At 46.5% G+C, this 23,998-nt stretch carries 22 protein-coding genes; 5 read left to right on the top strand and 17 right to left on the bottom strand.

What is annotated here, in order from left to right:
* Positions 1–25: 25 nt before the first annotated feature.
* From ASG16_RS14385 to ASG16_RS14375, 3 genes are all read right to left on the bottom strand, one after another.
* Positions 26–478 (bottom strand): 2-thiouracil desulfurase family protein, encoded by a 453-nt coding sequence (locus tag ASG16_RS14385; protein ID WP_048031635.1) that lies wholly within the window; start codon positions 476–478, stop codon positions 26–28.
* Positions 479–502: 24 nt separating this feature from the next.
* Positions 503–1,441 carry a type I pantothenate kinase gene (gene coaA, locus ASG16_RS14380; protein ID WP_235617632.1) on the bottom strand — a complete coding sequence of 313 codons (939 nt, stop codon included), beginning with the start codon at positions 1,439–1,441 and terminating at the stop codon, positions 503–505.
* A gap of 191 nt (positions 1,442–1,632) precedes the next feature.
* Positions 1,633–2,085, bottom strand: coding sequence for a Dps family protein (locus ASG16_RS14375; protein ID WP_007726053.1), 453 nt, complete (start codon positions 2,083–2,085; stop codon positions 1,633–1,635).
* A gap of 239 nt (positions 2,086–2,324) precedes the next feature.
* Here ASG16_RS14375 and ASG16_RS14370 point away from each other — a divergent pair, with 239 nt between their 5' ends.
* Both ASG16_RS14370 and ASG16_RS14365 read left to right on the top strand, forming a co-directional pair.
* Positions 2,325–2,750, top strand: a complete 426-nt coding sequence (locus tag ASG16_RS14370; RefSeq protein WP_056496910.1) for a DUF1259 domain-containing protein — start codon at positions 2,325–2,327, stop codon at positions 2,748–2,750.
* Between the two features lie 52 nt (positions 2,751–2,802).
* Positions 2,803–3,234, top strand: coding sequence for a DUF1259 domain-containing protein (locus ASG16_RS14365; protein ID WP_056496914.1), 432 nt, complete (start codon positions 2,803–2,805; stop codon positions 3,232–3,234).
* A 177-nt stretch (positions 3,235–3,411) separates the two neighbouring features.
* Here ASG16_RS14365 and ASG16_RS14360 read toward each other — a convergent pair whose 3' ends face one another.
* The 8 genes from ASG16_RS14360 to ASG16_RS14325 all read right to left on the bottom strand — a co-directional run bounded on the left by ASG16_RS14360 (position 3,412) and on the right by ASG16_RS14325 (position 13,474).
* Positions 3,412–5,028, bottom strand: a complete 1,617-nt coding sequence (locus tag ASG16_RS14360; RefSeq protein WP_056496917.1) for a GMC family oxidoreductase — start codon at positions 5,026–5,028, stop codon at positions 3,412–3,414.
* Between the two features lie 181 nt (positions 5,029–5,209).
* Positions 5,210–6,103 (bottom strand): nucleotidyl transferase AbiEii/AbiGii toxin family protein, encoded by an 894-nt coding sequence (locus ASG16_RS14355; RefSeq protein ID WP_241970759.1) that lies wholly within the window; start codon positions 6,101–6,103, stop codon positions 5,210–5,212.
* A gap of 17 nt (positions 6,104–6,120) precedes the next feature.
* Complete coding sequence (locus ASG16_RS14350) at positions 6,121–6,705, bottom strand: hypothetical protein (RefSeq protein WP_056496923.1); 585 nt, start codon at positions 6,703–6,705, stop codon at positions 6,121–6,123.
* A 401-nt stretch (positions 6,706–7,106) separates the two neighbouring features.
* Positions 7,107–7,730, bottom strand: a complete 624-nt coding sequence (locus tag ASG16_RS14345) for a hypothetical protein (protein WP_048031627.1) — start codon at positions 7,728–7,730, stop codon at positions 7,107–7,109.
* Positions 7,731–7,893: 163 nt separating this feature from the next.
* Entirely contained in the window at positions 7,894–8,106 is a 213-nt protein-coding gene (locus ASG16_RS14340) for a hypothetical protein (RefSeq protein WP_111914431.1), read from the bottom strand.
* 99 nt (positions 8,107–8,205) lie between these two features.
* Complete coding sequence (locus ASG16_RS14335) at positions 8,206–10,923, bottom strand: S-layer homology domain-containing protein (RefSeq protein WP_056496926.1); 2,718 nt, start codon at positions 10,921–10,923, stop codon at positions 8,206–8,208.
* A gap of 150 nt (positions 10,924–11,073) precedes the next feature.
* Positions 11,074–12,882 carry a helix-turn-helix transcriptional regulator gene (locus tag ASG16_RS14330; RefSeq protein ID WP_056496928.1) on the bottom strand — a complete coding sequence of 603 codons (1,809 nt, stop codon included), beginning with the start codon at positions 12,880–12,882 and terminating at the stop codon, positions 11,074–11,076.
* 4 nt (positions 12,883–12,886) lie between these two features.
* Positions 12,887–13,474, bottom strand: coding sequence for a sensor domain-containing protein (locus ASG16_RS14325; protein WP_056496931.1), 588 nt, complete (start codon positions 13,472–13,474; stop codon positions 12,887–12,889).
* Between the two features lie 270 nt (positions 13,475–13,744).
* Here ASG16_RS14325 and ASG16_RS14320 point away from each other — a divergent pair, with 270 nt between their 5' ends.
* Together ASG16_RS14320 and ASG16_RS30905 are read left to right on the top strand one after the other, a co-directional pair.
* On the top strand, positions 13,745–15,733 hold the full coding sequence (locus ASG16_RS14320) for a serine hydrolase domain-containing protein (protein WP_056496934.1): 1,989 nt from the start codon (positions 13,745–13,747) through the stop codon (positions 15,731–15,733).
* A 74-nt stretch (positions 15,734–15,807) separates the two neighbouring features.
* Positions 15,808–15,960 carry a hypothetical protein gene (locus ASG16_RS30905; protein ID WP_198674223.1) on the top strand — a complete coding sequence of 51 codons (153 nt, stop codon included), beginning with the start codon at positions 15,808–15,810 and terminating at the stop codon, positions 15,958–15,960.
* Positions 15,961–16,061: 101 nt separating this feature from the next.
* On the opposite strand, the gene ASG16_RS14315 is transcribed toward ASG16_RS30905, so the two are convergent.
* Genes ASG16_RS14315 through ASG16_RS14300 form a run of 4 tightly spaced genes read right to left on the bottom strand, consistent with a single transcriptional unit; the run spans position 16,062 to position 20,705 of the window.
* Positions 16,062–16,991 (bottom strand): S66 peptidase family protein, encoded by a 930-nt coding sequence (locus ASG16_RS14315; protein ID WP_056496936.1) that lies wholly within the window; start codon positions 16,989–16,991, stop codon positions 16,062–16,064.
* Between the two features lie 49 nt (positions 16,992–17,040).
* Positions 17,041–18,408, bottom strand: coding sequence for a sigma-54 interaction domain-containing protein (locus ASG16_RS14310; RefSeq protein ID WP_056496939.1), 1,368 nt, complete (start codon positions 18,406–18,408; stop codon positions 17,041–17,043).
* A complete protein-coding gene (locus ASG16_RS14305; RefSeq protein ID WP_056496942.1) occupies positions 18,395–19,147 on the bottom strand; it encodes a response regulator in 753 nt (250 codons plus the stop codon). The genes ASG16_RS14310 and ASG16_RS14305 overlap by 14 nt, the downstream gene beginning before the upstream one ends.
* A complete protein-coding gene (locus ASG16_RS14300) occupies positions 19,134–20,705 on the bottom strand; it encodes an ATP-binding protein (protein WP_056496945.1) in 1,572 nt (523 codons plus the stop codon). Before ASG16_RS14300 ends, ASG16_RS14305 begins: the two co-directional genes overlap by 14 nt.
* Before the next feature lie 98 nt (positions 20,706–20,803).
* On the opposite strand from ASG16_RS14300, the gene ASG16_RS14295 reads away from it, so the two are divergent.
* Positions 20,804–21,853, top strand: a complete 1,050-nt coding sequence (locus ASG16_RS14295) for a DctP family TRAP transporter solute-binding subunit (protein ID WP_056496948.1) — start codon at positions 20,804–20,806, stop codon at positions 21,851–21,853.
* 5 nt (positions 21,854–21,858) lie between these two features.
* Here the strand turns inward: ASG16_RS14295 and ASG16_RS14290 are convergent, their stop codons facing one another.
* Both ASG16_RS14290 and ASG16_RS14285 read right to left on the bottom strand, forming a co-directional pair.
* Positions 21,859–23,310, bottom strand: coding sequence for a HAMP domain-containing sensor histidine kinase (locus tag ASG16_RS14290; RefSeq protein ID WP_056496951.1), 1,452 nt, complete (start codon positions 23,308–23,310; stop codon positions 21,859–21,861).
* Entirely contained in the window at positions 23,279–23,965 is a 687-nt protein-coding gene (locus ASG16_RS14285; RefSeq protein WP_048031614.1) for a response regulator transcription factor, read from the bottom strand. The genes ASG16_RS14290 and ASG16_RS14285 overlap by 32 nt, the downstream gene beginning before the upstream one ends.
* Positions 23,966–23,998 lie beyond the last annotated feature (33 nt).

Genomic DNA, 23,998 nt, shown 5'->3' with positions numbered 1-23,998 from the left:
ACGCTATCCATCGCGTCCCCCCTTGTTATTCATTGGATACTATAGACTCAGATGTTACCTCAATCCCGTTTCTGCGAAACAGCGCCGCCGTCAGCCCGACACCCGGAACTTTTTTCCCGGAAAAGCTGCCATCGTAAACAAAGGAGCTTCCACAGGACGGGCTGTTTTCTTTTAAAATGGCAGATGTGGCTCCAACCGTTTTCGCCAGCTTCAGCGCTTGGTTCGCCCCCATCAAAAATTCTTCGGTGACGTCTTGGCCTGTATTGTCTATGATGCGTGCTTTGCCATCCAAAACATCTTCTCCCGTCCCCCCGATGATTTCTGCTGGCGGTCGTGGTGTTGGCAAACCTCCCAGTTGTTCAGGACAGACGGGGATAGCCTTCCCTTCCCGGAGCAATTGCTCCAGCTCTTGGTCCAAGCATGACTTCTGATCGTAACGGCATTCACAGCCGATCAAACAGGCACTAATCACTTTCATGACAACCATCCCCCACCTTTTTATCTACAGCTTGCGCAGCTTCACACTTTGTATCATATGATCCTGCCCTTTGTCCAAAATCAATTGCGCGCGAACACGCGTCGGCAATATGTTTTGGCGCAGGTTAGCTCCGTTGATCTCCGTCCAGATACCGGTGGCTACCTCAGTCGCCTCCTCGTCAGACAGACTCGCATATCGCTTGAAATACGAGGATGGATCGGAGAACGCGGTCTGGCGCAGCAGCTTGAACCGCTCTACATACCATTGCAGGATGTGCTTCTCTTCCGCGTGCACGTAGATCGTGAAGTCAAAGAAATCGGAAACAATCACCTCGGAAATACGAGCATCATTGTCGTCACCTCTAGGTGGTTGCAGCACATTTAAGCCTTCAACAATCAAAATGTCAGGCTGTCTGACGGTCTGCCATTCATCTGGCACGATGTCATACACAAGGTGAGAATAAACTGGCGCTTTCACTTCGGGCAAGCCCGATTTTACATCGGATAAAAAATTGATAAAACGGCGCAAGTCATAGCTCTCAGGGAATCCCTTGCGCTTCATGATCCCTCTGTCTTCTAGAACCTTGTTCGGATACAGGAATCCATCTGTCGTTACCAAATCGACCTTCGGATGATTCGGCCAGCGGGACAACAACGTCTGCAAAATACGAGCCGTTGTGCTTTTGCCTACAGCCACACTGCCTGCGATTCCGATAATGAATGGAACCTTGCCATCCTGGTTCCCTAAAAAAGTGTGAGTTGCCTGGTACAGCTCCTGCGTGCCTCCGACATACAAATTCAGCAGACGGGACAACGGTAGGTAAATGTCAGAGACTTCGGTCATGGACATTTTCTCGTTCAAGCCCTGCAAAAGGGAAAGCTCGTTATCAGATATGGTCAACGGCGTGGAAGCCCGCAGAGCACTCCACTGCTCGCGATTAAATGTAGCATAGGGTGATGCCATGGGAATGTACATCCTTTCCATCATGAAAGTGCTTTCTTTATTTCACACAAGGTTAGTTTACACCAGCATGTCTTTCTTGGGAACAAGGGCGTTGCCCCAAATCAGACCAGCTCTGCACTTTGCCTTCATGAGGACATAGAAAAAAAGCCGATACCCCATGGCATCAGCTTTGCTTGCAAAAGAATTTCTCGTTATTTTCCCAAGTGAGCTTGCAGCATCCACACATGCTTTTGCAAGCTGTCCATGATCCCCAAGAACATATCGCCAGTCGCTTCATCGTCCCCTGCTTCCGCGGCTGTAATCCCTTCTTTGAGCTCTTTGATCAGGAGTGTAAAATCGCTCACGACTGCCTCTACCATCTGATCCGCAGACTCTCCACCTGTCGCTTCCTTAATAGAAGCCTGCTCCATACAGGCCTTCAACGTCGAAACAGGCTTGCCTCCAACCGTTAACAGCCGCTCTGCCAGCTCATCTACATTTTTGGCTGCCTCGTTGTATAGCTCCTCAAATTTTTCATGCAGGGTAAAAAAATTCGGGCCTTTGACAAACCAGTGATAATGATGCAGCTTCATATACAGCACAGACCAGTTGGCAACCTGTTTATTAAGTACGTCGGTCACGGGCCGACTCATTGTCATACTCATCCGGACGCTCCACCTCTCATGGTATAGATATAGCGTTTGTAGTATGTGGTGAATCGGGCGTTCCTATTCTTTTCACGTCAGTCCATCTTTTCTACAGGCCGGACGAAACAGAGCGCATCTAACGCTACTAAACTAGAATGAAATCTGTGTCTTTTTCATGTGAAAAAACCACCATTTACTCATTTCCCTTTTTACTGTCATTCATAAGATATTTCTAGATTGACAAAAGGAGGATTACTATGGCGCATAAAGCGAAAACGAAGGTTAGCCCACAATTCAAAAGGCTCTGTGCCCGATTTGGAAAAATATTAGGGGGCGAGTCTGAAATTGACAGTGGGCCGGTTTGTTTTGTCATGCGGCTTACAAATCTTCGAGAAACCATCTTGGGCAGACGAACGCTCTCCCCTTTAGTTCGCGCTCAAATGTTTTCATTTGAATCCCTTGATAAGTCGGGTCGTGCCCTTTGTTTGGGCGAGACTGCCGTTCACCAAAATCAGGTGAACCGTTTGATGTCGAATCTCCGCAAACGTGGGATTAAAGTGACGGCCCTTCACAACCACTGGCTAAAAGAAAACCCGCGCTTAATGTATATGCATTGGGAAGCGATAGAGAATCCTATCGTATTCGCCAGGAAAACCAAAGAGTCCATCGCATTCCTGGGTTAACATGGTGGAGCCATGAAGTTTACATTTCATCATAATCGAAAGGATGACGGATATGGGCAATGTAAAGGCAAAAGCAAAGGCAAGTCCCCAATTTAGAAGACTGTGTAACCGATTTTCAGCCATTTTAGGTGGAACAGAGCATGAAATTACAAGAGGTCCCGTTTGTTTCGTCTCCAGAAATAGAGTATTCAATGCGTCCATATTAGGCAGAAAAACGACATCCCCATTAGTCCGCTATCAATTGTTCTCATTCGAATCCTTGAACAGTTCGGGACGTGCACTATGTTTAGGGGAAACGGCTCTCTTTCAAAACCAAGTAAACCGTTTGCTGTCAAACCTTCGCAAAAACGGGATAAAGGTAACAGCAGTCCATAATCACTGGCTCTTTGACAACCCGCGTCTTATGTATATTCATTGGGAGTCGATTGATAATCCCATTGCATTCGCCAGGAAAGTGAAGCGTTCTATTGCTTTTTTGGGCTAATCATTGGTATTGATAACAGAAAACAGCGGCAGTATGACGTGGTAATATCGTCCTAGGCTGCCGCTCAGCTTCAATCCAAAAATCAGAGATTTCGTACAATGGCAATCCATGAATAGTATCTCTTGAATCTCCGTACAATTGCGGATTCACGGGATATTACCATTTTCATTACTACTTTCACATTTTCTTATTATCTCGCGAGTTTTGTTTCAAGAGCTGCTGTGCAATTGTATTACCAATAAGGTAGGCTGGTGCAGACGTGTTGCCATCCACCGTGAATGGAATAATCGAATCATCAGCAACAATTAAGTCCTTTACTCCGTGGACTTGACCATAGCTATCCACCACTCCCGCCTTGCTAAGAGGCGCCATGCGAAGCGTACCTTGTTCATGATGATTATGGTCAAAATTATTTTTGATGAACTCTTCAAGCTTGCGATTATTATTGATGATGTCTAGCGTTGGAGAAGTAAGCCGGTATGATCGGTCAATCGCGGTTAATTGTGCGGCAATCTTCTTGATATATACCTTGTAGCAATTTTTAACGGCTTCAAGATCAGCGGGATTATGGAGATATCCTTCATCAGCCAGCACAATTTTCAACGGATCATTGCTTTGTATTTTTATGGAACCACGGCTTTTTGGTTTTAGGAAAAGGATCGCTATCATCAGTTTCCCTTTTGAGCCGATTCCAATTAGTTGGACTGCACGACGTGCTTTGTTTGAGCCTGGAGTGGGATCTGGCAAGAAGGCCCCACCTGTAAAAAGCGCATTGGGATCATCATCAGGCAATGGGTTATCTTTCGGATTGGCACTAAACTCAGCAAAGTTGAGCGTGTGGTTTCTAAGGCCTTTGCCTACGTGGGGGTTGGCGAAAACAACAGGGATTCCTGCGTCCTTAAGCATTTGGGCGGGACCGATTCCAGAAAGCATTAAAAGCTGAGAGCTATTGATGCCTGCAGAGATGATTACTTTTTTCCGTGAGTAGGCTCTCACGCGTTTACCCTCTTTGAGAAATTCTACGCCAATTGCTCGCTTATTCTTAAATAATACCCGAAGAGCTGTTGATTTAAAGAAAACTTGTAGCTTTCGACCATTGACTCCTTGACCAGCAGTAGTCATGATATCTGATGAGAGAAAAGCGGTGGAAGCACTTTCTCGCCGTCCATTCGGTTGCTGAAATAATTGCCAACGGGTAAAGGGTCCAAGGGGAGTTTTCGGGTCATTGTAATCGAGAATTTTTCGAAATCCCGTTGCTTTCTCAATGGCTGACACTAACTTTTTGGACATGGGCGTTGGATTTTCAGGTGCTTGCCGAATGTCGATCAATCCCTTATAACCATGAACCTCTTTATTGTTTGTCTTTCCATTGTAATTCTCCATTTTTCGGAAAGTGCGAGTTGCATTCTTTGGTGACCAAAGAGGTCCCAGCAGCTTCTCCCATTGTTGAAAAACTGCTGACGTAGGTCGTACATACTGCTGTGTATTAATAGAAGTGCCTCCACCCAATAATCGACCCGTCGTCCATTCAAAACTTCGTTCATTTACTTTTTCCTGGGGTACTCCTTCTCCTTGCCAAAAATATTGAGGAAGATACAGCTCCTCCAGCTCTAAAGCAAACGTTGAGTTGCTAATTGGCGTGTCCCTATCATTATTTTCTCCTGCTTCCAATACGAGAACGGATGTTTTTTTATCGTCCGTTAGTTTCTTTGCAAGAACAGAGCCTGCTGGACCAGTGCCTACAACAATGTAATCAAAAATGATTTTCCCATCTTTTTGTTTGCTTTTGCTCATTCGCTACTCCCCTACATGTACAGTTTGGATCATCCCATTGACTCGAAAGACACCTGATATCGAAAGAAATTGGGTTAATGTAGGGTATTATTCATGAATGATGATGGTGAATGTTATAAAAAAAGCTCATTCCGTCTACCACGACAGACGGAACAAGCCTACTTCACTTACTATGCTGTTATCATTTTTTCGGTGTTGGGCTCGGCAAACTTTCAAACGCATACCCATTAATCCCGGCAAAATCCATCTTTTTACGCAAATCACTGACAAACTGCGTAAAATAGAGGCCACGATCCATGCTGCCCGCATATTTTCTCAAGTCGTAATCGTAGGATAATGAATCGTATATGTGATGTAAATCATCAACGAGCACCTTTTTCATATCCGCTTTTTTAATAGACGGATCGATACTGCATTCGTTCACGAGCGCCTGTAATGTTTCCTTGAGCGCATCGTTGTCATAGGACGGGTGAGAGAGTAAAAATTTCAAATCGTACAAGTCTTTAAACCTTGGCCTGACAATCGTTTGATGCAGCTTCCAAGCAACCTGGATGGACAGAGGGACCGTGTACGGAACCAAAAAGCTTTCCCCAAAGACAGGTTGGTACTCTAGCGGAACCGGGTCTGCATCCATTTCCAGGTTAAACGAAATATCCAGATTCAGCTCGTTATAGTCATTCGCTTCCCTTGTTTGACCTGTGAAATAATAGGCAATATCCGTATTGATTGTCGGAAAATCATCTGCCATTGCGTAATCGATATATCTCCAAAAGGCATTTTTTCGAAAGCTTCTAAACACAACGCCATCGTTTAGATCCATTTCAGTTACTTGGATCATCCATTGTGTAAATACTTCATGTGCATGTTCGACGTCTCTGATTTTCCCCGCATACAATAAGTCGATATCATCCGCGTCCCGAATCTCTCGGTTGTCCAAATATTGTCTGGTTAGCAGGCTGCCTTTTAATACAAAGGGCATATTCACCAGAGCAATTCTTCTCAATAGTGCTTCCAAAACAACGAGCTCTCTCGCCTCATATTCCAACTCTGCTACATCTTCATACGTAATCATCATGAGCCCCCCTCTACAAATTAGGAAATCCAACCGCTGTCCAGTTCTTCGCGGCTGTCATAAATACATAGTTCATATTGTTCTTTGATTAGCTCGATCTGATTTGCTTGCAAAATGATATGTATCATTTCTACTCGATCGTAAAACTGTTTTGGGCTCTCATATTCTCGGACGGTAATAAATCTCACTTTTCCATTCACATTCAAAGAGTTTCTGGAAATATGCCCGCCATGACCTTCACATAAATTTCGTAATGCGGCGACATCATCGACCGCTACTTTGCCATGCCATTCGAAGTAAGGCTTCGAGTTTTTTAGGATGGGCTGGTAAAAGAACTTTTCTTCCTTTGGAGAAATCTCTACTTTTTTTCGGACGATGCTAAAACCGTTGTTTTGAAACGTAGCCGCAATCTTTTCCATCTCTTTATTGGCTTCATGAAAATTTGGTCGTTGGATTACTCCTGTTATCATCGGTTGATTGATGTAATTTCCCTGATCCAAGACGATCATGACCGGTTTCACTTGTTCCGCCTTGCAAATATCGATGAACACTTCTTTTTCACCCAGACTCATATCATTTAGTGTAATGTGAAATTCAAATTCCATTGCCACACTCCCTAACCATTTCTTTCCTTGTCATATTATACCTGAATCCTATCACCTATTGGTTTTTCATCAAATAAAAAAAGTAGAGGTACGTTGAAAATTTTTTCTCAACATATCTCTACTTTGTATGAGTGCTAGTTGCTAACCATCTAGCTTGGTGGTTGCTGAAAAGTCCAGAGAGTGTACTTTTATGGACCAATGCCCCAAGATTTCATCGAGTCTTAAAGCCTAAGTTCTGAGCTTTGAGCCTAAAGAGCTTTGATACGTAAGATTTGAAAGCTGAGCTCTCATCTTTGAGCTTTCATCCTCATATTTACCAAATAGTTTTAGGATGGCCTAGTTAACCCACTAGGCAAGGGACTCTCGTTTATCAGCATTCAAATGATTAGCAAATCACACTATTAATCTACAAGATTAATTTTGGTAATGGTATTGGATTCGCTTAAAATAAAATCGACTTCACACTCAAACTCGTCAATTTCTTTACTAAGCGTATCCATTTTCTCTTTTAATTTCAATGGATCTACAAGCTTCGCTTCATTTTGCTCTTTAAACGGTTTGGAGATTGCCTCCATTTCCGTATCCTTCACCTTGGAGTCTTTGCCAAAGTTCGCTTCGAGTAGCTTTTCTAATCGCATCTGTACTTCTTCATTTTTTGATTCTACCTGCGTAACAGCGTGGTTGTAATCTCTTCTCATTTTCTCCAGCAGTGATTTCTCATATTGAATGGACGTTTTTCGTTCGATTGCTTCGGCGACTGTCATGCTCTTGCCGCTAATCGTAACCATCGTCTTTGCGTTGGACTCGACGATCAGGGACTTAATTTTTTGTCTTCTTTTTATTAAATCAACGACTGATTGGTAGTTGCGCTCTGTCGTTTCCTCATAGAGTTCTGTGGATGTATAGCCAGACACTGGTTTATGCCCAATGGCCGAAGTCATAAAAGTCGTTTCATTGATGCCTTTTTGAATTCTTTTATCGAGTAATTTTAGTTCTGAGAGTCCTCTTGTGATAGACATTTCCATCGTGTCATTCCTCCTCGTGGAGTTTTGATAGAAGAATTGTTTATGTATATAGGGGGTACATTTGGTAGTTTAATATACAACTATATGTAAATGGCTGTCAAATTAGTTTCTATGAAATCACCCTTTATCTCCTATTATTATCGATCGCTTCATTCGCACTGTTTCATAACCCAGTTTCATAATCTTCTACCAGATGTGACCAGTAACTTTCAGCATCCTTCATTGGTGCAGGATCGATTTGTTCAAATAGCCTACGCAGCTCACACGCATATTTATATGAAGTGTATTCACCTTGTTGTCTCATCTTCATTGCCACTTCGTAGGCCTGTAATTCAGCGCCATAATAATCGCGGATCTCTTCAATTTCAAAGTCCATGCCCTCACTTCTCCTGTTCTCCATTATTTTAAAAAGCTCATTCCTCCCTATAGTCAGGTTGAAATGAGCCTTGGAAAGTTTATCTCGTTATTAACAGTATCAAAGCTGCAAATATAGTCGATATAGCATGCGGGCAGCTTCCCCGCGAGTGACGGCCTCCCCAGCTCTAATCTGTTTATCAGCAGGAATATCGATCAAACGCTGTTTCACAGCCAAAGCCATCGTTGGTTTCGCCCAATCGGAAATCGTTTGTTGGTCAGTGAATTGACTCAAATAGTCCTCCGTATTCGAAGGGTAATAATAATTTTTCTTTTCATGCAATGCTCTCGCACCAATCGCAGCCATTTCTTCCCGGGATATGGTATGATCCGGCCTAAACGTGCCGTCCGGATAACCTTTGACGATATCCTTTTTTTCGGATGAAGCGATAAAGGGAACATGCCATTGCGGCGGATTCACGTCTGAAAAGCTCTCCGTCGCCGTTTCGTCCAAAGCGTAAAAAGCTCTTACAAGCATCGCCGTAAACTCTGCACGGGTAAGCGGTGAATCGGGCTCAAAGTTGCCATCTTCTTTCCCGGTTACGATTCCTTTCGATCCCAGAAACTGTACGGCTTGCTGTAACTCAGGGTCCCGATTGTCAACATCAGGGAACGTTTTGGTATTATTGTCCAAGAAATACGTTCCAGAACGGTTTATTTCGGCTTCCATGCCGTTATTATACGGATTGAACTTTCCTCCGATCGGCTGCGTTATTTTCCCATTCGTATAGAACACGCTATTATGGGTCGCGTCCGCCTGATTGGCAGGCAGAATGAGCCTGATGTTGCTAGATACGTTCGAAAGCTCCTGGCCATGTTCATCTAAAAATTGCACATGATATTTGCCATTATTGCTTTCGACCAGGCGAATAACGATAACGGGGAACGAATGGAACAGTTGATTTACAGTCGCAAAATTAAGCACCAGCTTTGCATCCCCCGCACGCAGGGTAAGATAGTCGGCATCCTTACGATTCATGAAGCTATCCTTGTCCAGCTTGAATGTATAACCATTTTGATCAGGCGAAGACAAAATTTCCCCATTCACGACTAACTCTCTCGCAAGAACAATCTTGTTATCCGACAGCGTCTGTTCTACCGCTGTCTTAGTCTTTCGTGCATTGTCAGCTACGCGATCAACCAACTCGGGAGTGATGACGAATTGGCCATTAACAAGCTCCGGCTTTTCGCTGCTTGCTGCTGTAATAACAAGCTCTCCTGCTTGGGTCAGTCCCTCCACAATAAACGGACGCTGTCTGTCAGCGACAGGTACAGATCGGACGGCAGTGTAATACGTCTCGGACAGCATGTTGCTATCGACGACGTACAACAAAAAGTAAGCGGTCACGTCCGGATAACCTGCTCTGCTTGCAGTAGCCCGTACAATGGTCTGCCCGGGTTTGTTCGCTTTTACGACCTGTGTGCCATTCACATTCGATAAGGTTCCTATGCTCGGATCGTCAATGGTGTACGTCATTTTTGCCCCGGGAAGCAAATTATTTACCATAATTGACTGTTTTCCGCCAGGTTGCAGCATCGTGATATACGGATAAAGACTGATTTCCGGCGAAGTTCGTATCACAGCCTGGGCTGTTGTCCCAGGGCGAGTGCTAGTGGGTTTGTCTGTTGTCCCAGAACGATCGCCAGTCGGTTTAGCTGCTGTCCCAGGGCGATTACGAGCTACCGTTTCTTCCGTGAAAACAACAAGCTTCGGTAAGGCAATTGCATCTGCCCAAGCCCACAAAGTCTGATCCTTTTTTAATACATAGTAAAATCTTTCTTTGGAAGAAAAGTCCCTATGGTGGATAGAAGCGATTTCCGTAAGCTCTGGGAAAACTTTATTGTTTTCCACAGACCAAAGCTGATCGTCCTCTCGGAAGGCATAAGCTTCGTCGATTTTCCGATCACGAATGGAGTTGAAATGAACCATCGTTCGCGCGTCTTTTGCTGCATGTAAATACAAAGGAAACTTTTTAGCGTCAGTTGTTGACCAGGACAAGACATTGCCATCCTTCTTATAGGCATAGCTGGTAGACATGCCTGGCTCTATCTTGACGATATTATCAAATCCGTTCATCTTCTCAGGACTTTTGTTTTTAGAGCGGTTATTCGGAAGATACAAATTTGCATTCCATCTCCAAACTGAACCGTCTTTTTTAACAGCGAAACCAAAGCCTCTAGCCATTCCTATAGATACGACATCATCTAGCAGCTTTGTTCGGACAGGAACGGGTGAGACACCCTTAGTCGTGCCTACTTCACTTCCCAAGCTCCAAACAGAACCATCTGATTTCAATACGAAGAAGACCTTGTAGGAACCGCTATAGTGGGCGTCTAGTGATGTTACATTTTTCAAGTCTTTGATCTGTCGCGGAACACTGGCAGGACTAGTTGCAAGGGTGGCGCTAGGATCGGCGTCCCAATACCACACAGTTCCATCTTTCTTGAGCGCCACATAGTTACCAATATGGTTTCCGGTGGCCGTCTTTCTTCTTACCGTCATCTCCTTCACATTCTGCAAGCCCGGAATTTGCACCTTCTTGGCTTTATAGAAGGGATCGGAAGAACTAAGCGGATAGTCGTGGATGTACCACGTCCATACAGTTCCATCTTTTTTCGAGAGTAGCACATTATCGTTCAGGATATGGTAATCCTCCCCGATACGTGTATATTGCTCTCCGTATACGGTTGTTGTGTCGTCCCCTTTGGCTTGGAGCGTAGTAGGGTGGGCCGTTAGGATTAACATAACGCTTAGCAATGCTGCCATGAATCGTTTCATTGTCGCAATCTCCTTGCTCTGTCTTCTGTATACCATAATCTAGGCTAAACTTTATATTAACAGAACAAGAAATATTTACAATAAACGAGCTATTTTAGTCAGAATAAAAAAGCAAAAAAGCCAGGGCCTACTTTCCCTGGCTGTCATACGTTACAGAAGTCCTTCCTTTTTCCCTTTTTGTACCGCGTCATCCCGATTCCGCACTCCGAGCTTGTCATACAGAGCAGACGCATAGTTACGCACGGTCCCGTCTGACAAATACAGCTTGGAAGCAATCGTTTTATAGCGCATGCCTTGGGAAAGCATCTGCAAAATCTCCTGCTCCCGCTTCGTTAAACCATAAGCATTCTCGTCTTTTTCGCTTAGTTTCGGTGCACCGAGCAAATCTGTCTGTTCGTTTACTGGCTGTGCATCCAGCATTTTATGAAACAGGTCCTGTGCAATCATCGTACCGCCGCGATGGACGAGGCGAATCGTTTCTGCAAGCTCGCGTGATTCTATCGATTTCAAAAGATAGCCGTCTGCACCACTGCGCATGATTTCCTTGGCTTTTTCAGTATCCTGAAACGTAGACAGGACAAGGACACGAATACCGGGCCATTTTTCCTTTATTCGTTTTGTCGCAGTAATCCCGTCCATATTCGGCATCTCCAAGTCCATCAGCACCAGGTCTGGTTCCAGCTCCTCGCACAGCTCCACAGCCTGCGCCCCATCCTCGGCTAACCCGACTACCCGCAGGTCCCGCTGTCCCTCAAGTATGGAGCGCAAGCTTTCCCGAATAAACGAGTGATCATCGACGATAAACAAACGAATGATTTCATCGGCGCTCTCTACCATCCTCGGCACCAAACAAGTAACGAGCGTTCCTTCTCCCCGCTCTGAGTATACGGATACTCTTCCTTGCAAATGAGCGGCTCTCTCTTTCATCGTCGTGATCCCGAAGCCATCCTCCCAATTTTCCACCCCGTGACCGTTATCCTGTACTTCCAGCCTCGTCTGTTGCTGCTCAAAATGCAAGGAAACGACGATGTCCGTAGCGTGCCCGTGGCGTACGGCATTCGTCAAAGATTCCTGCAAGCAGCGAAACAAGGTCATTTTCACCTGCTTACCAACAGGATACTCTTCTCCGATCGCACGAAACCGCACATTTACCTTTGCATGTGTCTGAAACTCCTCCGCAAGCTGCCTCAACGAATGACCCAAGGGAAGCGTCTCTTGCGGTGACCCCATCTGATGCAAGTACCCTCTCACTTCCTTCATGCCTTTTCGTGCAAGCTGCAAGAGGGATTCGAGCTTTTGCAACCCTTCCTGCGACGCTATATCCTGACGTAAGGTTTCCATCCCCATGATGATCGAGACATAGGAATGCCCCATCGTATCATGCAGGTCCTTGGAAAGTCGGTCCCGCTCCTCCAGCAGAGTCACTCTCTCGATTTGAGTGAGGTATTGCTCCAGCACACTGTTTTGCTTGCGAATAATTTCATTTTGACGATGATTAACGATGAGCAAATGAAAAGCAAACCCTATCACATAAGCAAGCCCGACTTGCGGAAAAATCACGAAGACATCAATTTCCCGCGAAAAAAGTACAATCAGCAGTGGAAGGAAAACAATCGTAATGGGAGCCGCCCAGCGATACGATTTCTCCGCACTATTGGCGGCAATCAAAAAAGCAGGCATCAATAAAGTAAGGTACGCCTCCGGAAACATAGACGTGAGATAAATCGATAATCCGCCAAACAAGAGCATTTCTGCTATCAGATAGTAACGATAGCTCAGCATTAAACAAATCCACGGGACGGAAAAAACCATCATTTCCCAAAGTATAACCAGCCATAAGGGCAGCGTGAGATATTCTCCAAAGGTTACAGTCGTAACGGTTAGTGAAAAGCAAACGATCAGACGTAAAAAAAACATCACCCAGTCATACCAGGCCCATTGTTTCACGATATCTAACAAACCATCATCCCCTAATTGCTTTGAACATCAAGCGCGTGTACCCACCAACTAATTGTACCAGACCGTTCCCTAGCTTGGAGCATCCGATCATGAGTATGAATCCTAAACTCATAATTTGCAATGCCCTCAGCTCTGAATCCACTACGCTCCCGAAAAAATGTAGCTCCACGAAAGGATAGAGCAATGGTATGAACGCAAAACATACGGGTGCAATGTAGATGAGTACTCCGATCACTAGGCAGATGCACCCTAGGACAAATTTTTGCATCAGCCAATAAACGGATAGCCAGTTTCTTATATTCATTAATTCCGCCTTTGCCTGCATCCATTGATTTCCCTTTGCTCTTTCTCTCATTGCCAACGGTTCTATGGAAATATCCGTATAAATCTTCGTCTGAATACGTTCATGCTGGGCAAAGGTTTGAGTTGTACGCAACACATTGGTGAGCAATGGAATTCCCACTACGGTAAATGACAAGGCCAAGCCAAGCACGATACTGACCAAGTAAAAACATAAATAAAATACTCCCGAGACAAATGTATACAGCAAAAAGACAACATTTTGAACGTTACGCATGATCGCTCTTTTCATCTAAGCTAACTCTCCCATCTATACCTTTTCCGACACACTGATGACGGTCTGCCATTACCGTAAACCACTGCGCGTCATATGAGCCAGTATCAAAATGTCATATGACAGGCTAGGTCATGTCATTTCATCAAAATCAATTTGTCAGTCGGAAAAGTGATGACAGGAAGTAACTACCGAGTATGACACGAGCTTTGCCATACTGTGCTCAAGCGCTCACTCTCAAAGTCGGTGCGTCAAACCGTGTTGCCAACACAAAAAGGAGAATCGCACATGAAAAAAGTGATACAAAAAATGAGTCTCGTCATTTTTCTTCTCTCCACAACCTTGATTACCGCATGCACACAGTCGCTCGGTGCTGTGGAATCCACTCAGACCGCTTCCATTGCTGCCCAAGGACCGGTGGATGCCAAAGAAATAGAAGCGTTTGCCGATCCACTGTTTGCAAAAAAAATGAAAGAACATAATGTGACTGGTTCCAGCTTTGTGGTCGTCCGTGATGGTAAAGTCATCGTGAACAAAGGCTACGGCTTTGCTGACAAGGAAAAGAAAATCCCTGTTGATAAAGACACGGTGTTCCAAATTGGCTCAGTATCGAAAACCTTTACCGCCTTGGCGGCCATGCAGCAAGTCGATGCGGGTAAAATTGACCTGCATGCCAATATAGAGGAATATCTCGGTGGGCTAAAAATTCCGAATAAGACAGGAAAACCAGTCACCATGTACGACTTGCTCACCTACACACCCGGCTTCGAATTTCCGGACGAAACTACCTTTACCAGTCCACAATACATCGGGCAGGACATCTCTATGGATGAATTCCTTCCAAAGCACATGCCGACCATCATCCGACCACCTGGCGAAGTCTATACGTATGATAATACAGGATTCTTACTCGCTGGCTACGCCGTGGAAAAAGCAAGTGGAATCCCCTTTGCCCAGTATATGGATGAAAAAGTGTTCAAGCCTCTCGGAATGGCCTCGACCAGTGTACGTTTGAAGCCTGAGCTCATGAAGAGAATGGCTGCCAATTACGATCTTAATGGCGAGCAACGTCCGCTAGAAGGACACGCTCCAACTGATGGTCCGCAGGGAAGCATCATATCAACAGCAGAAGACATGGCAAAGTACATGATCATGCACCTGCAAAACGGAAAATTTGACGGCAAGGAAATCGTCAGCCAGAAAAGCTTGGACTTGATGCATACGCACCAGATTTTCGCGGATGACATCCCGATCACAACCATAGGCTTTGAAAACTATTTTCCAGAGTATACAAATGGTCAGCACGTTGTTTTGAAGGGCGGAAACATGCCAGGCCATTCTTCCCTGATGGTATTGATCCCGGAACATAAAACCGGCTTTTTCATGTCCTACAACAATGATTCTATGGTTAGCGCTGATATTTACAAAGAATTCATGGATCATTATTTCCCAGAAACAGAAAAAAAAGCTGAGCCTGTTTACTTGCCCTTGAGTGAAGCGGATGCGCAAAAATATTTCGGGCTGTATCAAAATACACGTGCCTATTGGACACGCACTTCTATTACCTATGAGAATGGATCACTCGTGCTTGAGGGTGAGGCAACCGGAAAACAAAAGCTGCGAATGATTCGCCCATTGCTATTTGTAGATGAGGCAGGAGAAAAAGTCGCGTTCAAGGAAGACAAAAACGGTAACATCAAATACTTCTATTATACAGCGATGAACGGCTTGAGCCTTGTTGCCCATTCACAAAAAATGGAAATGGAAAAGACCTACTCAGACGTCCCTAACACTAGCAGCTATAAGACCCATATCAACAACCTCAGCGCCCTTTCCATTATGGGAGCGAAATCAGGAAGTAAATTTGATCCTACAGGGACCATGACACAAGGCGAATTTGCTGACGCCCTGATCAAAGCAGAGGGCCATTACGTAATGGCCGGGAGTGAAAACGGGCTTAGACAGCAATTTGCCGCAGGCATCCCTAATTTGAACCCATCGGCACCAATCACAAGACAAGTCGCTGCTGCCATGATCCAAAATTTAAAGCAGCTTGAACCAGTGGCAACTAGCAAAGTGACGCTGCAAGACACAGCCGACGCATGGGCAAAAGATGCGATCACTGCTCTTGTTTCACAAGGCATCGTCGATCCTGACACGAAGGTAAACGCAGATGGCTCTTTCACATTCCGCGCAAAAGATTTACTGAAGCGTCAAGAAGCCAGTGCCTTGCTTGACTTAGCATTTGGTTACTATTCATTGCCGATTAAACGATAAGCATCCTTTTCCTCTTTTTGGGATAAAGTAGGAACTTGTTGTATACCCTACTCCTTTGAGGGAGGTGACTGGTCGTGGAAACTAGCGATAAACACAGGGGACAAGCTGAGCAAAAAAATTCAAGTGACTTGAATGAGAAGGAAATCGAGCTTCAGCATCAATTTCAAATGTTCCCTACCCCTGATGAAAAACGGGCTTCAAAAGTGATTACTGAGCTGAAAGATTAATAACTACTGTCTCCCACTTTAAGGCTGTCGAGAAACTCGGCAGTCTTTCTTCGTCCAAAAAAAGAATCCGCTTATAGAAGACGGATTCTCACTCATTCTCCCTATATCGTTACACTCTCTTCGATCACCAGTTCACCGTTAGTCGTATCGAGACTAGCCTCTACGCCCAGTGGGAGAGCGATGTTGCACGCGCCATGTCCGATCTGGATGTTCCAGATGGTCGGTTTTCCGTACGGGACGACGATATTTTGAAACACATCCCAGACAGAGAAGCCTTCGCGCTTTTTCGGCTCACAATCGGTCCATGTCCCGATGACGACGCCCGCACAATCATCAAACAAGCCGCCCTGAGCAAGCTGTGTCAGCATGCGGTCAATCCGGTACGGCTCCTCGTCGATATCCTCCAGAAACAACAGCTTGCCTCTCGTATCGAGCTGGTAAGGCGTCCCCATCAACGCGGAGACGAGGGCGAGATTCCCGCCGACTACGGGTCCAGTTGCCTGACCTTCGACGAGACAGACGATTTCTTCTCCAGGCGGATTGATGATTGCTCCCAATGGCTCTGGGCGAGTCATGGCGCGCAGCAAATATTGCTTGGACCAGTCATCCAGTCCATGCGCGATGTCCGAGGTAGCCATCGGTCCGTGAAGGGTAGCCAGATTCGCCCGCTGTCCGAAAACGGTATGCAGCGCCGTGATGTCGCTGTAGCCGATAAACAGCTTCGGGTTTTGGGCGATGAGGTCATAATCGAGCAAGGACAGAATTTGCGGGGAACCGTAACCGCCGCGCATGCACATGATCCCGTCCACTTCCTCGTCGACGAACATGGCATTCAGCTCAGCCGCCCGTTGCTCAGGAGTTCCCGCCAAATACCCACCGTAGGATTCCCGGCACGTATCCGATATTTTTACCTTGTATCCCATACCTTGCAGCTCTGCCATTGCTTTGTTCAGCACTTCTTCTGTAGCAGGGCTAGAGGTTGCCACTACTCCGATTGTATCTCCCGCTCGCAATGCTTTCCCTTTGTTCATCTGTCCAGTCTCCTCCTCCGGTTTCTCTCCCCATTATCGTACATCTGTGTCAAATGGTGCATAGCCATTTTCGCAGCTTGCGACTTGCAGACGGCTGGCTGATTCCGAGCGCTTCGGCTACCTTTGTCGTCGTTTTATGCTGCTCATAGGCCCGGTGCACGAGCTGGCGCTCCACCTCATCCATTGCATCCTGCATCGCCATCACACGATCGACCTTGATCCCTTTATGTTCACTGAACTCTTGGTTATGAATGTAACGCGGAATTTGCGCGGGTGTAATGAGGACATCGTGAGACGTGACGACGAGCCGTTCCACCACATTTTCCAACTCTCGCACATTGCCAGGCCAATCGTATTCACTGAGGATGCGATAGCAGGTATCTGCGAGCTGTCTTTCCAAACAGTACTTTTGCGAAAAGACATTGAGAAAGTAATGAACGAGCACGGGTATCTCTTCCTGCCGCTCGCGCAGCGGTGGAATTTCCAACGGGACGACGTGAATGCGATAGTACAAATCCTCGCGAAACTTGCCTTCCTTGACCATTTGCCGCAGGTTTTTATTCGTGGCCGTGATCAGCTTTACATCAACTTTTCGCGAAACAGAGCTGCCAACGGGCGTAATCGTTTTTTCTTGCAACACATTCAACAGCTTCACTTGCAAGGAGAGTGACATCTCCCCGATCTCGTCCAAAAACAGCGTGCCGCCGTTTGCCTTCTCAATCAAACCTGCCTTCCCATCTTTGAACGCTCCTGTAAAAGCACCCTTTTCATAGCCAAACAGCTCTGACTCCAGCAATGTCTCAGGAATGGCTCCGCAGTTGATGTGCACGAATGGCTTGTCCACCCGCGGACTGCACTCGTGGATGTATTTTGCCAGCACGCCTTTTCCGACGCCTGATTCTCCCAACAGGATCATAGATGATTCTACCTGCGACAGTTTTTTGGCCAACAGGGCAACCTGCTCCATGGACTGACTGCGGTAGATCAAGCTAGTCTCTCCTTTTTGTCTGTTGTTCTCCTTGGTCATTTCACTCTGCAAGACCGTCCCGACGTACTTGACTTCGTTTAATTCCTGCTGCAATTGCTCCTGGCTCGTTATATCAATGAACGTATGGATCACTCCGCTAAAATTCCCGTCCTGATCCCAAATCGGTGTGCCTTCCACAAAAAGCTTCCGATTTTTGCGGGTGGTTTGAATTGTATGTATCTTTTTCTTGTCACGAATGACCCGCCTCGTGATCGTTGGGGCAAAATAACCAAGATGATAAAACTCCTCAATCGGCTTGCGCATCATTTCCTTGGGATCGATTCCGAAAAATTCCTCATATCGTCCTGAGCAAAACAAGGTTCTGCCTTCTGCGTCTGTTACGTGCACGATATCAAACAGCGAGCCTAATAACACTTCATAATCGATCATGGCGCTCTCTGCCCCCCGTATCTTGTGGAGTGACACGTACATAGCGATTCGTCGGTCTGCCTACCCCACCATAGCTGACATCCATTCTGACACTCCCGCTCTTCTCCAGATAGTCCAAATACCTTCTGGCCGTCACTCTCGCGATCCCTACGCGTTCGGCCACGTCATCTGCCGATAGTGGCTGACTCTCTTTCTCGATTTGACGCATGATTTGCTCCATGGTGACAGCGTGCAGTCCCTTCGGCAGTACTGCCCTGCCTGGATTCGTATCGGATTGTTCTTTTTCTGGACTTTTGCGGAATAGTAGCTGGTCGACCTCATCCTGAGATGCGGTGCCCTCCCACTCAATCCGTCGTCGAAATTCCCGGTAGTTTTCCAGCGACTGCTTGATCCGTTCGAATTGAAACGGCTTGATAATATAGTCCATGGCACCGTTGCGCAGCATGGATTGGATCGTGGTCTTGTCCTTTGCAGCTGTCACGACGATGACGTCCACAGCATGTTTGGCGGCACGCAGCTCCATCAGAGCCTTCACCCCGTCCTGGATTGGCATGAAAATATCAATGATCACCAAGTCAGGAGTAAGCTCATTCACTAACTTGAGTCCATCTGCCCCATTGGCTGCAATTCCGACCACGACGAAGCCCGGGACGCGCTCAATGAACTGCTTGTTGATTTCCTGTACCATCGGATCGTCTTCCATAATCAGTACGCGAACGTTATCATTATCCTTCTCCATGACTCTCCACCTCCTCCATCGGAAACGTTATGAGAAAACTGGCCCCTTCTCCGGGTTCCGAATGGCAAACCAGCTCGCCCCTCCCTTTATTGACCAACTGATGCACCAGATGCAGACCAAGTCCACGGTGCGCTCGTTCTTTCGTAGAAAATCCCCGTTCCAGCATGTGTCGGCGCGTCTCTTCGTCCATACCGATTCCGTTGTCCTCCACCAGGATGGAGCAAATCTCTTCGTCTTGCTCGATACTGATCATGATCTCCTTCTCCTCGCGTTCGATTCGCTCGAGTGAATCAAAGGCATTCTCGATCAGATTTCCCATAATGAGCACGAAATTGTGATGATCCATGTACGGTGGAAAATGTTCCAGATGACTCCTGCGATCAATGACAACACGGATGCCCAGCTCTCTTCCGCGACTTACTTTGCCAATCAAGAGCCCAGATAAATTCTCATCCATGATCCGTGTTGTTAAAAAGGAGGTGAGCTCCTCCTGCTGCTCGTTGACCTCGAACAAATACGCGAGTGCCTTTTCATGCTGATGGAGCTGGAGTAAGCCTGCGATGGTATGCAAATGATTCATGTGCTCGTGATTTTGTACCCGCAGCGCACCGACGAATTCTTTTACGCCCGTCAGCTCCTCCGCCATTCTCGCCACTTCTGTTCTGTCCTGAAAAATCGCAATTGCGCCGACGATCTTTTCCTCGACCTTGATCAGAAAACGGTTCGACCAGAGCAGTGTATTGCCGACGTGAATTTCGGTGTTGGTAAAATTCTGGCGAAGCTCCAGCACTTCTGGTAATCTGGTGTCGTGCAGGACAGACCGTATGTGCATGCCCAGCACCTCTCCCTCTATGCCAAAAATTTGCTTCGCCCTGTCGTTAAAGATCGTAATTCGCTCCCGATTGTCGATGGCGATGACTCCCTCATGCATGGCATGGAAGGTTGCGGTTCTCTCTACCAGGATTCGCGCGATTTCGTCCGGCTCCAGGTCGAGCATCTGCTTTTTCATGTGACGGGCCAACTGATAGGAGCCCCACACCCCGAACAATAAGGAGAAGAAAAAGGTCAGCGCGATATTGTTTCGCTCGCTGTACAAGATCCCCCAGACATCAGGCATTACACGTCCGACCAGAACGACGCCCACCTGCTGATGCTGGTCATCCATGATCGGTACGTAGGCCCGCAGAGCCGTTCCCATCTCTCCTTTTACTTTTTGAAAATAGGAGTGCTCGGCATAAGCCTCATCAACCGCAGGGTCCATAAACACCGTACCAATCCGCGCATCTAGCGGGTCTGAGTAACGGACACGCTCCTTATTCAGCACGACGATATACGTCACATCATTGACGACGCGCAGGTTGTTTGCTGTCGGTTGGATCACCTTCCACCCGTCTGGTTCCTGAATGCTTTTTTGTACATTTGGAATCGTCGCAACTGTGCGCGCTGTGGTCATCAGCCGTTGTCCCAGTTGGGTTTCCGTAATCCGAATAATCCCTCCGGCCATGATCAAGTTTCCGATGATCAAGGAAAAAAGAACGATTCCGACGGAGAGTAGCATAATCTTCCATTTGATTGTTAAGCGTTCGAACAGGTTCGTTCTTTCCTTTCCATTGGGTTTGCAACTCAAATTCATTCAACGTAAGCAGGTGTTTGAAAATGAAATCGTTGGTAACCAGTACATTCATTGTCCTCCTCGGACTTGTGAGCGCTGTCATTATAGGCTTCGGACAAGATTTCCTGATGGAAAACAGAGGATACGACGAAGAACAGGTAGGGCTGTCCAATCAAATTATCATCAAGTTCAGCCACGTAATCGCAGAAAACACACCAAAGGGTTTGACTATCGAACGCTTTTCCCAACTAGTGAAGGAAAAGACAAACGGACGTGTAGAGGTACAAGTCTTTCCCAACAGTATCCTTCACACCGAGAAAACCGAGATGACTGCTTTGCAAAACGGCGAAATCCAGATGATCGCACCCGCATTTTCCTATCTCTCCAACAGCATTCCGGAGTGGGCTGTGCTTGATCTGCCTTATCTGTTTCGATCGCAAGAGGATGTCGAAACCGTATTCAATGGGGAAATCGGTCAAATACTATTCGATAAGCTTGAAGATTCCGACATGAAAGGGCTGGCCTTCTGGGCAAGCGGCTTTAAGCAAGTGACAGCCAACCGCCCGTTGATCATGCCTTCCGATTTTGTCGGTCAACGTTTGCGCATTATTCCAGGCAACGTGATCGAAGCTCAGTTTCGCACGCTCCAGGCAATCCCTGTAGGCTCTTCCTTCAATGAATTATACAGCATGCTGGCTGCCGGAAAAGTAGACGGCGAAGAAAATACGATCTCCAATGTGTACACCAAACGGCTCTACCAAGTACAAAAGCACATGACGATCAGCAATCACAGCTATCTGGGCTACGCCGTCGTGATTAATAAAACGTTTTGGAACAACCTCCCCACCGATATTCAGCAGGCCATATCGGAAGCCATGCAGGAAGCGACAGCTTACAATAATCAATTGGCTGTTTCGATGAATGACAAACAACTGCGCTTGCTCCAAGAAAATGGGGGAATGCACATCCACATTCAGACAGCAGAAGAACGTGCGGCCTGGATAGCAGCATTGCAGCCAGTCTACGATCAATTCGCTCCGAGTATCGGAGAACCCTTGATGCAGAAAATCAGAGAGCTCCACCAACGCAGGTGAAGCTCTCAAGCAATCTCCTCGGTCTGCTCCTTGCGCATGGGCAAAATCAGCGTAAATACAGATCCCTCTGACGTGCTTTTTGCGAGGAGGAGATCTCCGCCAAGAGCCTTTGCCATCATGCGAGAATAGGACAGCCCCAAACCGAGTCCACGTACTTTATCCTTTTTATTGCTTCCGCGAAAGAAACGCTCGAACACAAGAGGCTGTTCCATTGCGGGTATCCCTGGCCCATCGTCTTTGACGTCGATTCGTAAATCGGTGTCCGTTTTGTAGAGAGTAAGCGCTATGTTTCCAGCCTCACCGACAGCCTGTTTCGCGTTGTTCAAAAGGTTAATCAAGATTTGCTGAACACGGCCTGGATCGACATAGATCATCGTTTGCTTTTCCAGAACCCCAACGGTAAATGTGACATGACCGAGGTCGTGGACAATCTGCCATTGTGAGGCGATCTCGCGGATCAGCTTGTTCACGTTTTGCTCTTCCTGACAAACGGTGATCGCTCCTACTGCAAATGAATTGAAGTCTAGCAAATCCTCTACCATTTTTTGCAGGCGCTTCGTTTCCTTCAAGCAGATTTCCAAAAACTCCTTCTGCTCCTCACCGGAAACCACCTCGTCGTTAATTGCCTGGATTAATCCGCTAATCGACGTTACGGGGGTTTTCAGCTCGTGTGTCACTCCAGCCAAAAGCTCTGTTCGCATGCTTTCCAACTGGCGAAGACGGTCTGCCATTTCCGCAAACGTATGCACCAGCTCGTGAATTTCTTTTTCCTTGATCGTTTTATTGATCAAGACGTCGTAGTTTCCTTCTACGATCTGGCGAGCGGACATCACCACATTTTGAATTGGCTCAGACAGCTTCCGCGCATGAAAATAAATAACCGCCCAGCCAAGCACACCCAAACTGCCCAGCATGATGACCAAATACTGGATTTCTTCTTTGCCTACCTTGATATCTGTTTCTGGGAAAAGCAAGATCACTTTGCCAATGACTTGATCATTGTATTCCAAATTTTTCCTCACTACATACAGTGTCTCACCTGACGGATGCCTCACTTTATCCCATATATTCGCCTGATCCAACAACTCAGGTGCCGCCTGCTGCAAGGGAGGTGGCAGCTTAGTTGGCCGACTGTAAACGACCTCTCCTTTTACATCTTCAATGAACAAAATCAGGTTGCGATCAACACCCATAAACTTACGCCGATTATCCAATACCTGATGAAGTTTTTCCCCCACCAAAATATTTCCAACATCATCGACGACTCGATCAGCCACTTCCTCTGCAAACAGTCGCGTCACCTCGACCTGCTTTTCAATTGCAGCGTACTTGATCCAATAAGCAGAGACAGCCCCAATGATGAGCAACCCAATCACGAGGGTGAGCAGATAGCGTGTGGTCCAATAGCGCAGCAGCGATACGGGCTCATTTTTTATAAACACAGAATTGATACCCAACCCCTCTTTGCGTCTTGATCTCGCCCTCATGAACCGGCCAATTCTCCAGCGTCTTTCTGACCCGCTTGATCGCCAGGTCTACGGCGCGATCACTCCCCCCGTAATCTATTCCCCAAACTTGTTCAATCAACTGCTCACGGGTAAAGGTCTGATTCGGATTTTGTGCCAGAAAAAGCAGCAAGGACAGATCACGCGGGTGAAACGTCAGTTCGAGACCGTGCAGCGTTACTTGATGGGACTGAAAGTTTATTTTCAAGCTTCCGAATAGTCGAGTCTCTTGATCTTTCACCAAAATAACAGAGCGGCGCAGCACCGCATTGACTCGCGCAACTACTTCGTCCGCGACAAAAGGCTTCGTTATGTAGTCATCTGCTCCTTGATTCAGTCCCTTGAGCTTTTGGTCTGTCTGGCCGAGCGCGGTCATGATAATGACCGGACAGGAACTCTTTTCGCGAATATACTGGAGGATTTCCCAGCCATTGCGTTCAGGGAGCATGACATCCAATAGAACCAAATCCGGCTTCTTTTCATCAAAAAGCTGCATGGCCTCGATCCCGTCATTCGCTTGCCAGACCTCATACCCTGCCTTTTGCAAGTAAGCCTTCAGCACGCGCGATATCACCAGTTCATCTTCTACCAATAAAATGCTTTTCATATCTTCCCTACCTGATTTACAGACATATAATCA

The sequence above is a fragment of the Brevibacillus sp. Leaf182 genome (assembly GCF_001423865.2).
Taxonomy (GTDB): domain Bacteria; phylum Bacillota; class Bacilli; order Brevibacillales; family Brevibacillaceae; genus Brevibacillus; species Brevibacillus brevis_C.
Note: the sequence above shows the minus strand (reverse complement) of the source record. Positions and strands in the feature narration are given on the sequence as shown.

What these genes read in the sequence shown, in the direction of transcription:
- ASG16_RS14340 (WP_111914431.1), bottom strand. Translation starts at nt 8,106, where the DNA reads ATGGACTTTGAAATTGAAGAGATCCGCGATTATTATGGCGCTGAATTA.
- ASG16_RS14305 (WP_056496942.1), bottom strand. Translation starts at nt 19,147, where the DNA reads ATGGAGAAGGATAATGATAACGTTCGCGTACTGATTATGGAAGACGAT.
- ASG16_RS14310 (WP_056496939.1), bottom strand. Translation starts at nt 18,408, where the DNA reads ATGATCGATTATGAAGTGTTATTAGGCTCGCTGTTTGATATCGTGCAC.
- ASG16_RS14320 (WP_056496934.1), top strand. Translation starts at nt 13,745, where the DNA reads ATGAAAAAAGTGATACAAAAAATGAGTCTCGTCATTTTTCTTCTCTCC.
- ASG16_RS14285 (WP_048031614.1), bottom strand. Translation starts at nt 23,965, where the DNA reads ATGAAAAGCATTTTATTGGTAGAAGATGAACTGGTGATATCGCGCGTG.
- ASG16_RS14300 (WP_056496945.1), bottom strand. Translation starts at nt 20,705, where the DNA reads ATGCTACTCTCCGTCGGAATCGTTCTTTTTTCCTTGATCATCGGAAAC.
- ASG16_RS14315 (WP_056496936.1), bottom strand. Translation starts at nt 16,991, where the DNA reads ATGAACAAAGGGAAAGCATTGCGAGCGGGAGATACAATCGGAGTAGTG.
- coaA (WP_235617632.1), bottom strand. Translation starts at nt 1,441, where the DNA reads ATGGCATCACCCTATGCTACATTTAATCGCGAGCAGTGGAGTGCTCTG.
- ASG16_RS14385 (WP_048031635.1), bottom strand. Translation starts at nt 478, where the DNA reads ATGAAAGTGATTAGTGCCTGTTTGATCGGCTGTGAATGCCGTTACGAT.
- ASG16_RS14325 (WP_056496931.1), bottom strand. Translation starts at nt 13,474, where the DNA reads ATGAAAAGAGCGATCATGCGTAACGTTCAAAATGTTGTCTTTTTGCTG.
- ASG16_RS14345 (WP_048031627.1), bottom strand. Translation starts at nt 7,730, where the DNA reads ATGGAAATGTCTATCACAAGAGGACTCTCAGAACTAAAATTACTCGAT.
- ASG16_RS14375 (WP_007726053.1), bottom strand. Translation starts at nt 2,085, where the DNA reads ATGAGTATGACAATGAGTCGGCCCGTGACCGACGTACTTAATAAACAG.
- ASG16_RS14365 (WP_056496914.1), top strand. Translation starts at nt 2,803, where the DNA reads ATGGGCAATGTAAAGGCAAAAGCAAAGGCAAGTCCCCAATTTAGAAGA.
- ASG16_RS14355 (WP_241970759.1), bottom strand. Translation starts at nt 6,103, where the DNA reads ATGATGATTACGTATGAAGATGTAGCAGAGTTGGAATATGAGGCGAGA.
- ASG16_RS14360 (WP_056496917.1), bottom strand. Translation starts at nt 5,028, where the DNA reads ATGAGCAAAAGCAAACAAAAAGATGGGAAAATCATTTTTGATTACATT.
- ASG16_RS14370 (WP_056496910.1), top strand. Translation starts at nt 2,325, where the DNA reads ATGGCGCATAAAGCGAAAACGAAGGTTAGCCCACAATTCAAAAGGCTC.
- ASG16_RS14295 (WP_056496948.1), top strand. Translation starts at nt 20,804, where the DNA reads ATGAAATCGTTGGTAACCAGTACATTCATTGTCCTCCTCGGACTTGTG.
- ASG16_RS14335 (WP_056496926.1), bottom strand. Translation starts at nt 10,923, where the DNA reads ATGAAACGATTCATGGCAGCATTGCTAAGCGTTATGTTAATCCTAACG.
- ASG16_RS14350 (WP_056496923.1), bottom strand. Translation starts at nt 6,705, where the DNA reads ATGGAATTTGAATTTCACATTACACTAAATGATATGAGTCTGGGTGAA.